We start from the raw sequence: 14,228 nt of genomic DNA on the forward strand, positions 1-14,228 counted from the left end.
GTAATAAACGGCGGGGCAAGCTATCAGTATGAGGGGGGGTTTGTTGGCCAACTCAAAACACCGCGATCGCCATCTAATTCTACTTCTAAGCCGACAGGTAAAATAGGATTGGGGCCGTCATGACCAAAGGAAAGATTAGCAACAATGGGGATATTCAGGTCAAAAAGGCGATCGCGCAATACTTGTTGAACGGAAAAATCCCCAGGGGAGTTAAGGTCAGACCCGGACTGACTAAAGCGCCCCAAGGCGATACCAAGGACAGGCTGAAACGCGCCGATAGTGCGCCAGTAGGTCAACATTCTATCTAGGCGGTAGGGTTCCTCATTGACATCTTCAAAGGCGAGGATAGCATTAGTTAAATCAGGTTGATGGGGGGTTCCTAATAGATAAGTAGCGACAGTTAAATTCCCAGGAAATAGGCGACCGCGTACTTTACCGCCGCCCCACCCGTCTCCGTGGAGGGGTTGAAGGGGTTTACCTGCTAGATAGTCAAATAAACGAGCGATCGCCCAATCGGGTTCTTGGGCTAAAGTAGTTAAAACCGGACCATGAATGGCTAAAATATTTTCCTGTCCAGACAAAGCCCACAATAGGGCGGTAATATCAGAAAACCCGATTAAAAACTTAGGGTTAGTGGAGGGGGGAATATCAGCAATAGACAACCCTTCCAGGAGTCTAGTCGCGCCATAGCCCCCCCTAGCACAGAGAATACCTCGGCTGTAGTCATCGCCAATGGCATCTAAGAGTTGACGGCGGCGATGGCTATCAGTTCCGGCTAAATAACCCCAACTGCGATCGTAACCAGAAGTGAGGCTAATTTGATATGCTTGCTCGCGCCAAATATCTAAACCTGTTTCTACAGATTTCAGTTCCCTAATTCTGCCACTGGGAGCAATGACACGCAAGCGATCGCCGGGTTTTAACTTCTCAAATTTCGCCATCGTCGCTATCATGCTCCTGAGTAGAATCATTAGGGGAACTATCGGGTAATTCTGGGGGGTTATCTGCTGCTATTAACACCTGCTCAGATTCGGAAATATCAGAACTTTCGAGTAGAGGTTGACTCAAAGTCCAGTTATCAAAAATATCCTTTAATACGGCTTGTTCCAACCAAGTTTTGGTGACGACAGCCAAAGGGAGGGCGAGAACCAAACCCCCAAATCCCAGAAACCTGGCAAAAAACAATTGTGCCATCAAGGTAGCGGCTGGGAGTAGAGAAATTTGTCTCTGCATAATCATGGGACTGAACCAATAACTCTCCAACTGCTGAATAATAATATATGCGACCAAGACTAAAAAGGCTTTACCGGGGGAGTCCAAAAGAGCGACGGAAACGGGAAATACGACACTCAAGGTAGGGCCGATATTCGGAACTAGGTTAAACACGCCGGCTAATAAGGCGTGAGCGAGAACAAATTCGACATTTAATATGGTTAAACTGATATAACTCAGAGTAGCGATAAACACAGAATTAATGACAATTCCGCGCATCCACTGCAACAGGGAAATTTCACACAGACCCAAAATTTCATCGGCTCGGCGGCGATAAAAAGAGGGAAATAAGCGCACCACTACCCGTCTATATGAGGCGGGATTGGCGACTAACATTAGGGTAAAAACAAAGATTAATAGACCCTGTAGAAGTGTGTTAACGGAGAAGTTAAAGACGGCGAAGAAATTACCGAGGATATTCTGAGCCAGGGGCCCCACTTGTCTAGCAATTTCGGTAAAGCCGGGGAGTCTCAAGTTAATTTCTGGGAGCCAAATCGGAGGTTGTTGGAGAATTAAATCAATCCAACGGGTGAATCTTTCATAGCCTCTAGGAACCAAGTTGAGCAGTTGTTGAAACTGGTCTAAAAAGGGCGGCATAATTAGACTAAAAAACATAATGCCCAAAAAGGAGACTAAGCTGATAGCTAGGAAGACGGCTTTACCGCGACTCAGCCTAAATCGTTGTAGCCAACGCACTAAACCGTTAAGGGCGATCGCCAAGATGACGGAAGTAAATAACAATAATAGAATCTGTCGGAATTCCCATAAAATTATTAGGGAAATGACTAAAAAGAAAAAGGCGATCCAATCTCCAAGTTTCACTATCGAACTCCCATTAATGCGCTTGCCAACTATGATGATGGTGTTAGATTATCTGATTTCGCCTGTAAATTGGCAGATAATTTATGTTCGCCATCTAACAGAAACAACCAAACCACTACTACCAACCAGTGAAACAAAACTGGAATTAACAAAGACCCGGTTAAAGTATAGGCGATCGTGCAAGCCAATCCCAAAATTGTAGCTAAACTTAAAAATGGGGTTTGGCAAAAGGTAGGATTTCCGGCTGGATTATAAGTCAAAGCGGCAATGGGGTGGGAAATCACAAATAAAATGAGGCTGAAAGCCGCCCAAAATAGCCATATCAGGGGCGATAGAGCTTCTGTGGGGGGAGGTATTAACAGCACGCGAAAGAGGGTTTCCTCAAGCAGTGCGGGGGTGATAAATAGCCAAATCATAGCGCCTAGGAGTCGCAGGGGGTGAAAATGTATGGGGTTCCATTTGAGAAAATTCATGGAGAAGCCAAGGGGAAGGGCGATCGCACCATAAACCAGAAAGGTGGCGGCTAAAATCCACCAATCTGATGGGGTGGGAATCGCTGTAGCCATTACCAAACGGTTTAAGAGATTTGCCAAAATCGACATTTGTTTGTATTAGCATTATCTAAATTTCGGCGATCGCCATAGCTATTTGTTAGCGTTGGCTAAATTGTCCTAACTGTTGTGTGAAGGATTCCCAGAAGGCCTGTTCTTCGCCGATTCTGGTAGTATTTAAACCGGCGTTGAGACTACCTCGGAGGTTTTGGTAATAACTATCATCTAAAAATGTGATCTCAAGACCAGCGATCGCTAATCGTCGCTGCAAGTCTTCCTGGGTGTAATCTCGGCCATCAATCAAAGCCCCTCGCGGGTCAGACACCAATAATTTGCCATTGACCAACACAGAATTAACCGGGTTCGGCCACCAAGCATATCCGGTATAACCAAACATGGCTGGGACTTCCACAATTTGCTCATCATCAAGTTTAAATTCCTCTTTTAACTGATTAATTAAAGGGGTGATTTTGTCACGATGTAACCTCAAATTATGCTGAATTAATAGTTCATTATTCAGGGCGGCTCTCACTGTGGTTTGGGTGCTTAAACTGCGATTAATTGCTGCCCCTTCATAACCTGTTTGGGCTAATTGTCGCAATAAATTAACGCCCTCTTGGGGACTAACGACTAGCATTAAGGGTTTACCTGATGCTGTGGGAACAAATGTAATTAGTTCATCTACTTGGCGAGTAATTAACCAAGATGTGTCAATTTCTACGGGGGGCCACTGAACTTGTTGGGCTTCTAAAAAGGCTAAAATATCGGGATTTATAGTTTCGCCGTCGGCTTTTCCGTAGTATATACGCCCCATAGGATAGCCGGGAAGAGGTGGGGTAACATTAAGGTTGCCATAGAAATCTAACCATTGATTTTTGGGGTCAAGTTCGCGGGGTTCTCCGATTTCAGCCCAACCAAAATTTCGCCCTAATAAAGAACTGGCATAATCACTACCGCCGGGAGGACTTAAAGCGACATTGTATTGACGCAAACCATCAGGACTGGGGAATTGTACATAGCCAATAGCAGCGCTATCTCGCATCCAGACTGTTTCTCCTGGGGTAATACGGGTGGGGGTTCCGGTGGGGGCGATCGCATCTTGTACGGCTTCTACTACGTCTTGATTCACACCGCGATCGCTTATATGTATCTGGGAAACGGGGGCGGTATTAGGAGACATAATCCAAGGTGCGACACCCATTTGGATTTGGTCAGAGGCGATTTCTGTATCATTTTTACGGGCGATCGCTTTGACATTGACTAAGCCACTCCATTGACCATCAGCGAATTGTTTAGCCTCAACACCCAGGATAATAGTAGGGCTAAATTCCAGGGGAGAAGCACCGGACAAATCAATATATTTCCAGCCGCCCAGAGTTTTTTGGAACATATTAATCCGGCGGCGGGCGGCTTCATCAACGCTAATATATATATCTGCGTCTTGATATTCTTCGGAAATCTTAAAATGAATTTGGGCTAAATCTGCCTCATCATATTCGCCATTAACAATGCGATCGCTCCAGTCAGGAATACCACTGCGATCGTCATCATCATTATTAAACAGAATCAAAGCGTCCGGCAGATAATGACCATTGAGTGGGGCGCATTTTGTCGCGCTCATCAATTACCCCATCTCGATTAACATCAGCATGGAGAGCAAAACCCGGAAACTTGGGTTCAGCCACGGAAAACTGAGCAATTTCTCCGGTAGTAGCCCTCGGTTCAGCTTCTGGTTGACTAGCCAAGGCTCGTTGATAGGTGACAATGGCTAAATAGCCCTGGTATTCAACAATTTTCTCAATAGCCTGGGGTTGAATCAAACTATCTGCGGGAATTTGTCGCAAGGAGTCTATCGCCGCTATCCACAACTGTTGTGCCATTTCCCAATCTTTAACGGTGGGGTTAGGATATTGACCGATTTCTACGGCTTCGAGTGCTAATTCGGCGGCTTGTTTCCAGTGTTGGCTGGCTTTTTCTTCGTTGCGAATGCGGCTTTCGGTTTGCCGTAGGGCTTTACGCCAACTATGATATTGTTGGAGTTGTAGTTCATATTGCCAGGCTTCCTGAACTACCAGGGGGTCAGGGGGGCCAGATACTTGGTCAAGTTGGGCTTGTAGGCGATCGCGTAATTCATATAATTGAGCCACAGATTGGGGATTTTCCCGCACTGTTTCTAGGCGATCGATAGCTGAGGAAGTTCTGCCATATTCTGATAAGCGAGTTTCCGATTCCCAGATCTTATATTCTACAGGCTCCTCTGTCTCCGCTGCTAGTTGAGCCACTGCATGAGGGGCGGGTACTAAGATAATCCCCACCACAACGCCCAATGTATTGACTAATGCCATCGCTATGTACCGCATCCACCCCATAGTTAACTCCTCAAGCGACGACATTGATTTTACCAGAAAGGCAGTGGGATTTATGCAGAAAGCAAAGTTTGAGGATTGGCGGAAATTTGGTCGATGTTATCCACAATTTCAAGCACCCTATCTAGTTGGGTAATTTCCAAGACCATTTTAGCTACATCCCCTAGGTGGCAAACCACTAAACGACAACCCAATTTTTTAGCTGTTTTTTGAGCCACCACTAAAGCCCCCAAACCAGAACTATCGATAAATTCTACATGGCTCATATCTATGATCCAAAGTCTGGGTGGTTCAGAAGTGATTGACAAAAACTGTTTTTTGAGTTCTTCTGAACCTTGGGAATCTAATTTATTCTGAGGCCGAATGATCCAGGGTTTGTTAGCACTCATGACTATTTCTCCTATGTGTAATGAATTTTTTAAAAATTTTTGGTCAACCTACCACACTTGCCTTTAGACGAGGTAGTTATAGGAAAGATTCCCCTGGTGACAACTACATGGTATCTGACCGGGGCGGTAAATATGTTGTCGTAGGTAACAAAAATGTGTGTTGGCGATCGCCCCTGCCACACCCAGGGGAGAGTTCCCCCGAGATTAACCACCACAGCTATGGCGGCCATTGAATGCAATATAGCTAAAAATATTATACGATTGTAAAGAATTGCGAAAAAAATATGAAGACAGCATTGAATGTCCTTTGAAGTTGTATCACTGGAAACAATTAAGGCGATCGCCCATGAATATGGCTATTGGGCGGTTTTCGGCGGTATCGCCCTAGAAAATGCCGGGGTTCCTCTACCGGGAGAAACTATCACACTGGTGGGGGGATTCCTAGCCGGGAGTGGAGAACTTAACTATTGGTGGGTTCTCGGTTGTGCGATCGCAGGTGCCATCCTAGGGGATAACTGCGGTTACTGGGTAGGGCGCTGGGGTGGTTGGCCGTTTTTGTGTTTATTGGGTAAGTTATTCCGCATCAAGGAAGAACAACTAATTGAAGTCAAAGACCAATTCAGCCAAAATGCAGCTAAGGCCGTTTTTTTAGGTAGATTTGTGGCCCTCCTGCGAATTTTTGCCGGCCCCCTAGCCGGAATTGCTGGGATGAAATACTGGAAATTTTTTCTATGTAATGGTGCTGGGGCGATACTCTGGGCTTCTGTAATGGTTAGCCTTGCCTATTTTGTCGGTCAGGTTGTCCCTTTACCCCAATTAGTTTCTTGGGTGGGTGAATTTGCGATCATTGCTCTGTTATTGGTGGTGGCTTGGTTTGTGATTCCCATGTGGTGGGAGTCTCGCCAGGCGAAAAATCTTTAGGGATACAAAAAAAATCCCCGCTCTCGTATGAACGGGGAACCTAGGTAAAATTAACAGAGGCTCAAATTAGCTCTAGCTGCGATCGGTAGCGACAACCGGCTCAAAACTAGGAACGACCAGTTCATCATTTTGTTTGGTCAACTGGTTGTAAAGCAGCTCTGTATTGGGGAAATTAGCAGCAGGAAGCGTGGGGAAACGGCGATAAGGAACAGTATCCTCGCCAAACACCTGAGCATACTCCATGCTGTTCACCATTGCGCCAATAAACGCCTTCAGACCCTGAGAAGCCAAGATTTGGTTATACTTGCGAATCTCCGCCTGATTAAGGGGAGCGCGACCCAAGAAGTGCTTAGTTCCCAACTCAATCACCTTAGTATTGGGATAAGGAGTGTAGAACTCGCGGATATACAAAGGAGAAGCTCCCAAGGCTTCGACGAACTCCTTAACCGTAATTTCGCCATTACCAAGTTTACTTTCCAGAGCGGTAAACTCTTTCTTAGTAACATAGGGGTCAATATCCCGCTCGAAAATCTGCCGATAGATAGCACCAATTGTAGTTTGGAGCGCCACCTTATCAGTCACATTGGTGAGTTTAAACACCTTAGACTGTTCGCGACGCTTGTTAACTCCCTGGTTAATGCGGTTATCGATTTCCAGTTCACCCTTGGTCTGGTCAGGAGTTCCCAACTCCACAAACCTAGGAGTAGGTTCGTCTTTAACCATAGTCATCTTCTCAGCCAGGGTTCCCACGCGCATAGAACGCAGAGACAGACCACCCGGAGTCAGATAACGCTCATAGGGAATAGTATCTTCCCCAAAGGCTTCGTTATACTCGACGGAATCAATAATGGCATCCACCAGAGCATAGAAACCTTTTTTAGAGCAAAGGTCAAAGTAGGAATTCATTTCCTGTCGTCCATAGGTGGGTCGTCCCAACAGACGGCGGTGAATGTATTCGATCGCCTTACAAACATAAAGGGAAGTCCAATACATATTGCGGAACACATCAGACTTCGCCAGAATGCGGATAAACTCCCGAACTGTGATATCGCCATTTTCCAGCTTAATCTCAGCCACGGTTTGGCGCTGACCAGAATACAGTTCCCGACCAAACACCTGCAAATAAGCCGCTCGGATCACCTTCTGAGTTGAACTCTCAGAGAACTTGACACTAGCGCCATTGCTCCCACCCTTGTTGCTAAATTTACTGGAAATATAACCACCGGGAAGCTGATCGAGCTTAAACACCTTGGGACCGAGAGAACCGGGAGCATTCCCACGAGCGCCAGGGTTGCTCAATTGGTTATCAATTCCGGCTCCATTGCGAATTAGAATCCGGCGAGTATCCTTACCAAAGGGAGCCGGACGATTTTTAGGAGAGCGGGTTTCTTTCGGGAAAATCGCCCCAAACTGAATTTCTAAAGGATCGTTACCAATACCATAGACGTGCTGATCCCGCAGAGGCTGTTTATAGTCACCAAACAAAGTGACAAACTGTGGAACTGTACGGAAAGGCGCACTGTAGTTAAACAGGTCAATTTGAGGGCCCCAGTTGCGGCACTCTTGCGCTTCTGTACCCAGACCCCGCAGATAGGGGACGGTTTCTTCACCAAAGTAATCAGCATACTCGGCTGAATCAACCATAGCATCGACCAGGGCCGCCAAACCGCCTTTAGTGACGATCGCAAAATATTTGCTAAACTCCTCGGGAGAACTCAAACCCCGTCCCAAGAAGTGACGCGCCGCCAGTTCCACCACCCGGCTGTTGACAAAGCGCGAGTAGAACTGCTGGCGATACAGAGGAGACTTACCCAAACGACGGATAAACTCTTTAGTGCTGATTTCGCCATTTTTAAACTTAGATTCCAGGTCAGAAATCCCTTGGCTATAAGCGCGGGTAATATCACGCTCAAACACCTGTCTATAAGCAGCTTTCACCACATCTAGTTTTTCTGACGAAGACATACCCTGCTTCATCACAAACTTCTGACGAGCGATCGTCGCATTAAAGTAAATCTGAGGCAGTTCCAAGCCTTGCTGATCAACACTCTGACCTTGACGGACTTTGTTAGAAGGGGTTGCGCCTTCAAATTCGCTAATCAGAACATTGAAGTATTGCAGGGCAATTTCCTGACCTTCTTTGTCATTTTGCAGATATCCCAGAGCCGATCGCCGCATTTCCTGCAAAGCCACCAAAGTCGCCGCACTAGAACAGGCATTTTCGATAATTTCCCGCAAACCACGCACGTTAACGGCGATGATATTAGGATCACCCGCCACGATCGCGTAAGTGGTATAACGCAAGAACCAGCTCAAATCCCGCAGGGATTTAGTCATATTTCCCGGACCGTAGCGGGAGACGTTAATCGGTCGGAACCCCGGCGGCAGGAATACTGCCGGGCCAGTTCCTGAATCTTTGAACAGGGACTTTATACCATCAAAGAAGCCCCCACCCCGGTTTTCCACATAGGAAATTGTTCCCAGCTTCATACCTTCGGCGACTTCCATATCCCCACTACCCGCCGCAGCCATAGCCATTTCTGGTTCTTCGGGTCTTTCCAAAAATGCCAAAGGGGAACCTCCGGTAAAAATCCGGTTAGCTGCCCTAGACACGATTAATTCTGCGTTTTGGGTGAGAACTTGGGCGATCTCCAGACGTTTGGCCCCAGAACTAAAGTAAGTTGCTAAATCACTAAGTTCAGTTTTCCCCAAGTAGCGATCTTGTTGTTCGGCTTGAGAAATTGTTGAAACTGGGACGGTTTTGTAAAGTTGCGGACGCGCAACTGAGCTGCCACCACTTGCCTTAACACTCATTCGATCTCTATCGCTCCCTATTCACAGTCATTACACTACGGGCGTATTACATACACCCTATAACAGGTTATTCTACTCAACCCCAAGGATCAGTTAGACTCCATCGCCCAGTTGGACTAGCCGGGGCTATTGCTCCTTGAGTTGTTAACCTGGTTAATCTTTTTACAGATAATTACAGCTAAAATGTTTTTGGCTGCAATCCTCGCATTTTATTAAATCGCGTATCCAGACCTATTGTATAGACTTACCAGAACTTATCTGAGAAAAAACGATAAGTTTTGTTACATGACCAACACCCCACAGATTTATGGTCTACTGGGGGCAATTGTAAGGTATTCTGAAAAAGCACGTTCGCTTGCTTGCTTGGGTTGTTGTCTGTTGGTTTTGATCATGGAAGAAATTAGCGCTGCTGTCAAACGGCTTTACGATATTTACCCTTTTCCCCCTGACCCTTTGTTAAATGAACCGCCACCGGGTTATAACTGGCGCTGGTGTTGGTCAGCAGCTTACGGATTTTGTACGGGACAAAAACCCCAGAAAACTAAAATTCGGATTTTGGATGCGGGTTGTGGCACCGGATCGAGTACCGAATATCTGATTCAGCTTAACCCAGAGGCTGAGGTTTTGGGTATTGATTTGAGTTCAGGAGCGATCGCTACCGCTCAAGAACGCTGTCGCCGCTCCGGGATATCTACTCCGGGAACTCCAGAGCCTCAATTTCAACAGATGAGTCTCTATGATGTGGGACAATTGGAGGGGGAGTTTGATTTTATTAACTGTGTGGGGGTACTCCATCACCTCCCAGACCCAATTCGGGGTATCCAAGCCTTGGCTTCTAAGTTAGCGCCGGGGGGATTATTACATATATTTGTTTATGCTGAGTTGGGTCGCTGGGAAGTGCGACTTATGCAGCAGGCGATCGCCTTATTACAAGGGGACAAACGCGGCGATTATCAGGACGGCGTAAATGTGGGGCGCAAAGTTTTTGAAGCCTTACCCGAAGATAACCGTTTGGTCCTGTATGAGTCCGAACGTTGGGCTCTGGAAAATCAGCGAGATGAGTGTTTTGCTGATATGTATGTCCATCCCCAAGAAATTGACTACAATATTGACACTCTCTTTGAGTTGATTGATAGCTCTCAATTGGAATTTGTCGGTTTTTCTAATCCTGAATATTGGGATATTAATCGCCTGGTTGGTAAATCCCCCGAACTTATGGAAAGGGTCGAAAATTTAAGCGATCGCCAACTATATCGCCTCATTGAGTTATTAGACCCCAAGGTTAGCCATTATGAGTTTTTCCTGGCTCGTCCCCCTTTACCCAAGGCAGATTGGTCTGATGATAGCGCTTTATTAGCTGCCATTCCTCAGTTAACCTACTGTTTGAATGGTTGGCCGAGTCAAACAGTATTTGATTGCAACTATCACCTGGTGACATTATCAGATGATGAGTTTGAGTTTCTCCAAGCCTGTGAAACTAATTCAACTGCTGATGGTACCGTAGAAAATCCCCGCACTGTCGGTGATATTCTGGCTGCTGTGAAACTGGACATTTCCGGAGTGCGATCGCTCCTATCTCGACAGTTTATCCTCCTAACTCCCACCTCTTAGCTGGGGGGTGAATCAATCAATATTAGCCAGATTCATAATCACTGCCTCCAAGCCAGAAACTACCCTAGCGAGGTGGTTATAGTTAACCATTGCTGGGGTATCTTCCTGGGTGTGATAGTAGGGATAGCGAAACATAGCCGTATCCGTGACCATAATTCCCGGATAACCCTCCTGCCAGAAAGACCAATGATCCGACCAACCCGCACCCGGAACCGTATTAGGCAAAATCGAGCCTTCTGAGGGAAACAGCGTATGGGTACGGAATGCCTTAACTACTTGCCGGACTAATCCCCCAGACGCGAAGTTACCAACAAATGCGATAAAGTTTCCAGTGATCGGGTAAATATTATTTAATAGCCCCAGGGGGTAGGTTTGACTTCCAGGAGTGTCCGAGTAGTAGCCCATTGTTTCTAAACTCAGCATCGCCACTATTTTCTCATTTCTTTCTCGCGATCGCTTTGCATAAACCCAACTTCCCATGTCTGGAGTCCAGCTAAAGGGTGGTTCTTCATTCACAAATTCCACAAATCTTAGAGTTTTTTGGGGATGGGTTGCCGCGAAATAATCGGCTAGTGCTAAGACCGCCGCCGCTCCTGATCCGTTATCATTAGCCCCAGGAGAGCCTACCACAGAATCATAGTGAGCCCCAATCACTATAATTTCTTCCCCCAGGGCTTCCCCTGGTATTTCTACCTCTAAATTGGTAAATTGGCGATCGCCAATCAGATATTCTTGGCGTTGGACTGTATAACCAGCTTGGGTCAGTCTACTTTCTAGGTAAGCCTCAGTTTTAAGAAGATTATCGTAATATATATAGTTATGTTCTCCGGTCCCGGCGATCGCTTCTACATCTTGTCGTAGGCGATCGCTAAGTTCTTCCTGGTGTCGTGTCAGGGGTGGAAGTGTACCTCTGTAGCTTTTTCCCGGCATCAATATCATGATTACTGCTCTATAAAACTTAAACAAAACCGGACATAGCCGGATCTTGATGTTTATTTCTGGCTTCGTCCGGGACTGTCGGCAGCACCCCGTCCACAAGTGTAATCGTCGGAACCAGGCGATTTGGTATGGTCGAAAGAGAGGTCGCCCCCTCCAACTCCAATTCAAAACCGTGCATGCGAGTTTCCCAGCACACGGCTCCTGATGTGAACACCCTATTATCAGTAGGAACAGGGTTACTACCCCCTGCTTTATGACCTCAACTTTGGGAGCTATATACACCACGTAGTCTTTAAACTCGCTCACGTCATAAGCACTCTTACTTGTCGCAGTCTCTATATCCACACCGTGACTAGTGGGCATATCCCAACCATTACAGTTAGGCATTGGCTTTCAGTCACATCCTTTCCCCTTATGGGCATGCGCTTACACTTTTCACTACTCTACGAGATGTACTCGCAGAGAGCCCAATAGGGGTTTAAACGTTCCGTATATATGGGCATTCCATCTTTAGATTTGTCCTATCCACCGGGGTACATTTAAAGGTCTGTGTAGGTAGTATAGAAAGACTCCTACTTTTCCCCTTACTCTTTTGAGCGCAGCGTGTCAACCTATTTCGCTACTTTATAATGACGATGGTTCAGTGCCAGACATTCGGTTTCCCTAATCATGGATGGTTGGCAGTGGTCGCCTATAGTAGTAGGTTCTACATCACGCCTTCCGTTCCCCGCTTCAATCCCAGATTTGTGATTTCTGAAACTGGGGGTGGCTACCGCCTTTACTCTTTCCCATAATCGCCCCAAGTGAGTTATAATACTCCTCCTAGGTAATACTTGGACGGTATATTGCGATTTCTTAAAATGGGATTGACCTTGAGTTCCCTGCCTTGCTTAGAATCACAACTTCCTAAGCGTTGGGACATATATACAGTTAAGGGGTAAACTGGTCGAGTCAGTCTATCTCCCTCTAGGAGGTTATTTCAGGCATTGCAGCCTTATTTCACTCCTAAACGTCTCGCACTTCTAGGTTTATACTGGCATTCAAGTCACGATCTATCGCCAGACCGCAGTTTGGACATTCAAAAGTCCGACGGACTAGGGGCATTTTTTGACGATGGCCACAGTTAGAACAAAGTTGACTGGATGGATAAAATCTATCCGCAATCATTAACTTTGAACCATAACGTTCTGCCTTGTAACCTAGTTGCCGACGGAACTCATAAAATGAAGCATCAGCGATAGAACCCGCCAAACCATGATTTTTCAGCATACCTGACACATTCAAATCTTCAATGACTACTTGGCTGTGGTTTTTAGCCAAAAAAGTAGTGATTTTATGAATCGTATCACGGCGAATATTAGCGACTCTTTGATGTAGCTTTTGAACTTTTAAGAGACATTTAGCCCGATTTTTTGAGCCTTTGACTTTGCGTCTTAAATGACGTTGTAATCGAGCTAATTTTTTGGTGGCTGCTTTATAAGCCTTGGGATTAGAGAATTGGGTCCCATCGGAGCAAGTCGCCAAATTGTTAATTCCTAGGTCTACCCCGATTCTCTCTCGATATTTAGGTGTGATTTCTGGTGTGATTTCTACGAAAAAGCTAATATACCAGTCCTCTGCTTGGCGGGCTATAGTGACTTTCTTAACCCAACTTTCGGGTAGAGCCTCAAATGTAGAAACCCAGCCCACAAAAGGCAGCTTATGGCGAGTTCCTGACAACTTGAATGGCTTTCCGGAATTGTCAAGGGTAAAGCTATCATGGTAGCCTTTCTTCTTAAATTTAGGATAACTACTTATTCCCTTGAAGAAGCGCTTAAAGGCATCCCCTAGATTAATGAAGGCATATTGATAAACTTTAGAAGACAATTCGGACATCCAAGGATATTGAGGTTTCACATAATTAGTAAAAACCTTTTTAATGGAGTTTATATTAGGCTTGAGTCCCTCTTCATAAGCTGACATCCATAAGTGTAATCCCCAATTAAACACGAACCGAGCATAACCCGCGTGTTTGGCCATCAAGGTGCGATGACGGTCATTGAGTTTGAGTTTTGTCCGGAAAGCTTTGTAAGGGTTATGGTCGAAAGGGAAGTCGCCTTCCCCAACTCCAATTCAAAACCGTGCTTGATACTTTCACATCACACGGCTCCTGATGTGGATACCCCTTTTGACATCGGGAACAGGGTAACGACTCCCTGCTTTTGTGATTTCAACTTTTGGAGCTAAATACAACATCGTAGTGTTTAAACTCGCTTTCGTCGTAAACACTCCTAATTGTCGCAGTCTCTATATCCACACCGTGACTAGTGGGCATATCCTAACCATTACAGTTAGGCATTGGCTTTCAGTCACATCCTTTCCCCTTAAAGGTATACGCTTACACTTTCACTACTCCGCAGGTACATCCTGCCACTTGAGAGCCTAAAAGGGGTTTAAACGTTCCGTTTATACGGGCATTCCATCTTTAGATTTGTCCTCTCCACCGGGGTACTTTTAAAAGTCTGTGTAGGTGATGTCATGATTACCCTACTTTTCCCCTTGCT

13 protein-coding genes are annotated in these 14,228 nt (G+C 45.9%); 2 read left to right on the forward strand and 11 right to left on the reverse strand.

Annotated features, from left to right (window positions below; genetic code table 11):
• Positions 1-23: 23 nt before the first annotated feature.
• The 7 genes from NLZ44_RS17560 to NLZ44_RS17590 are packed head-to-tail and all read right to left on the reverse strand — an operon-like array spanning position 24 to position 5,630.
• Positions 24-941 (reverse strand): S66 peptidase family protein, encoded by a 918-nt coding sequence (locus NLZ44_RS17560; protein ID WP_493750607.1) that lies wholly within the window; start codon positions 939-941, stop codon positions 24-26.
• Complete coding sequence (locus NLZ44_RS17565) at positions 928-2,094, reverse strand: AI-2E family transporter (RefSeq protein WP_493750608.1); 1,167 nt, start codon at positions 2,092-2,094, stop codon at positions 928-930. Before NLZ44_RS17565 ends, NLZ44_RS17560 begins: the two co-directional genes overlap by 14 nt.
• A 29-nt stretch (positions 2,095-2,123) precedes the next feature.
• Entirely contained in the window at positions 2,124-2,696 is a 573-nt protein-coding gene (locus NLZ44_RS17570) for a CPBP family glutamic-type intramembrane protease (RefSeq protein ID WP_193520589.1), read from the reverse strand.
• 49 nt (positions 2,697-2,745) lie between these two features.
• Positions 2,746-4,266, reverse strand: coding sequence for a protein-arginine deiminase family protein (locus NLZ44_RS17575; RefSeq protein WP_493750609.1), 1,521 nt, complete (start codon positions 4,264-4,266; stop codon positions 2,746-2,748).
• Complete coding sequence (locus tag NLZ44_RS17580) at positions 4,202-5,014, reverse strand: hypothetical protein (protein WP_493750610.1); 813 nt, start codon at positions 5,012-5,014, stop codon at positions 4,202-4,204. Before NLZ44_RS17580 ends, NLZ44_RS17575 begins: the two co-directional genes overlap by 65 nt.
• 50 nt (positions 5,015-5,064) lie before the next feature.
• Positions 5,065-5,400 carry an STAS domain-containing protein gene (locus NLZ44_RS17585; protein ID WP_493750611.1) on the reverse strand — a complete coding sequence of 112 codons (336 nt, stop codon included), beginning with the start codon at positions 5,398-5,400 and terminating at the stop codon, positions 5,065-5,067.
• 29 nt (positions 5,401-5,429) lie between these two features.
• Positions 5,430-5,630 (reverse strand): hypothetical protein, encoded by a 201-nt coding sequence (locus NLZ44_RS17590; protein ID WP_493750612.1) that lies wholly within the window; start codon positions 5,628-5,630, stop codon positions 5,430-5,432.
• 70 nt (positions 5,631-5,700) lie between these two features.
• Between NLZ44_RS17590 and NLZ44_RS17595 the strand changes: the two genes are divergently transcribed.
• Positions 5,701-6,321: a DedA family protein gene (locus NLZ44_RS17595; protein ID WP_006622369.1), complete on the forward strand. Its 621-nt coding sequence runs from the start codon at positions 5,701-5,703 to the stop codon at positions 6,319-6,321.
• A gap of 72 nt (positions 6,322-6,393) precedes the next feature.
• Here NLZ44_RS17595 and NLZ44_RS17600 read toward each other — a convergent pair whose 3' ends face one another.
• Entirely contained in the window at positions 6,394-9,135 is a 2,742-nt protein-coding gene (locus NLZ44_RS17600) for a phycobilisome rod-core linker polypeptide (RefSeq protein ID WP_493750613.1), read from the reverse strand.
• A gap of 390 nt (positions 9,136-9,525) precedes the next feature.
• On the opposite strand from NLZ44_RS17600, the gene NLZ44_RS17605 reads away from it, so the two are divergent.
• Positions 9,526-10,746, forward strand: a complete 1,221-nt coding sequence (locus NLZ44_RS17605) for a class I SAM-dependent methyltransferase (protein ID WP_493750614.1) — start codon at positions 9,526-9,528, stop codon at positions 10,744-10,746.
• 12 nt (positions 10,747-10,758) lie between these two features.
• On the opposite strand, the gene NLZ44_RS17610 is transcribed toward NLZ44_RS17605, so the two are convergent.
• The 3 genes from NLZ44_RS17610 to NLZ44_RS17620 form a co-directional block, all read right to left on the reverse strand.
• Positions 10,759-11,685 carry a M28 family peptidase gene (locus NLZ44_RS17610; RefSeq protein WP_006670498.1) on the reverse strand — a complete coding sequence of 309 codons (927 nt, stop codon included), beginning with the start codon at positions 11,683-11,685 and terminating at the stop codon, positions 10,759-10,761.
• A gap of 19 nt (positions 11,686-11,704) precedes the next feature.
• Positions 11,705-11,863 carry a hypothetical protein gene (locus NLZ44_RS17615; protein ID WP_164468736.1) on the reverse strand — a complete coding sequence of 53 codons (159 nt, stop codon included), beginning with the start codon at positions 11,861-11,863 and terminating at the stop codon, positions 11,705-11,707.
• 827 nt (positions 11,864-12,690) lie between these two features.
• Complete coding sequence (locus NLZ44_RS17620; RefSeq protein WP_493750615.1) at positions 12,691-13,704, reverse strand: RNA-guided endonuclease InsQ/TnpB family protein; 1,014 nt, start codon at positions 13,702-13,704, stop codon at positions 12,691-12,693.
• Positions 13,705-14,228 lie beyond the last annotated feature (524 nt).

The organism is Arthrospira sp. PCC 9901 (genome assembly GCF_059013425.1).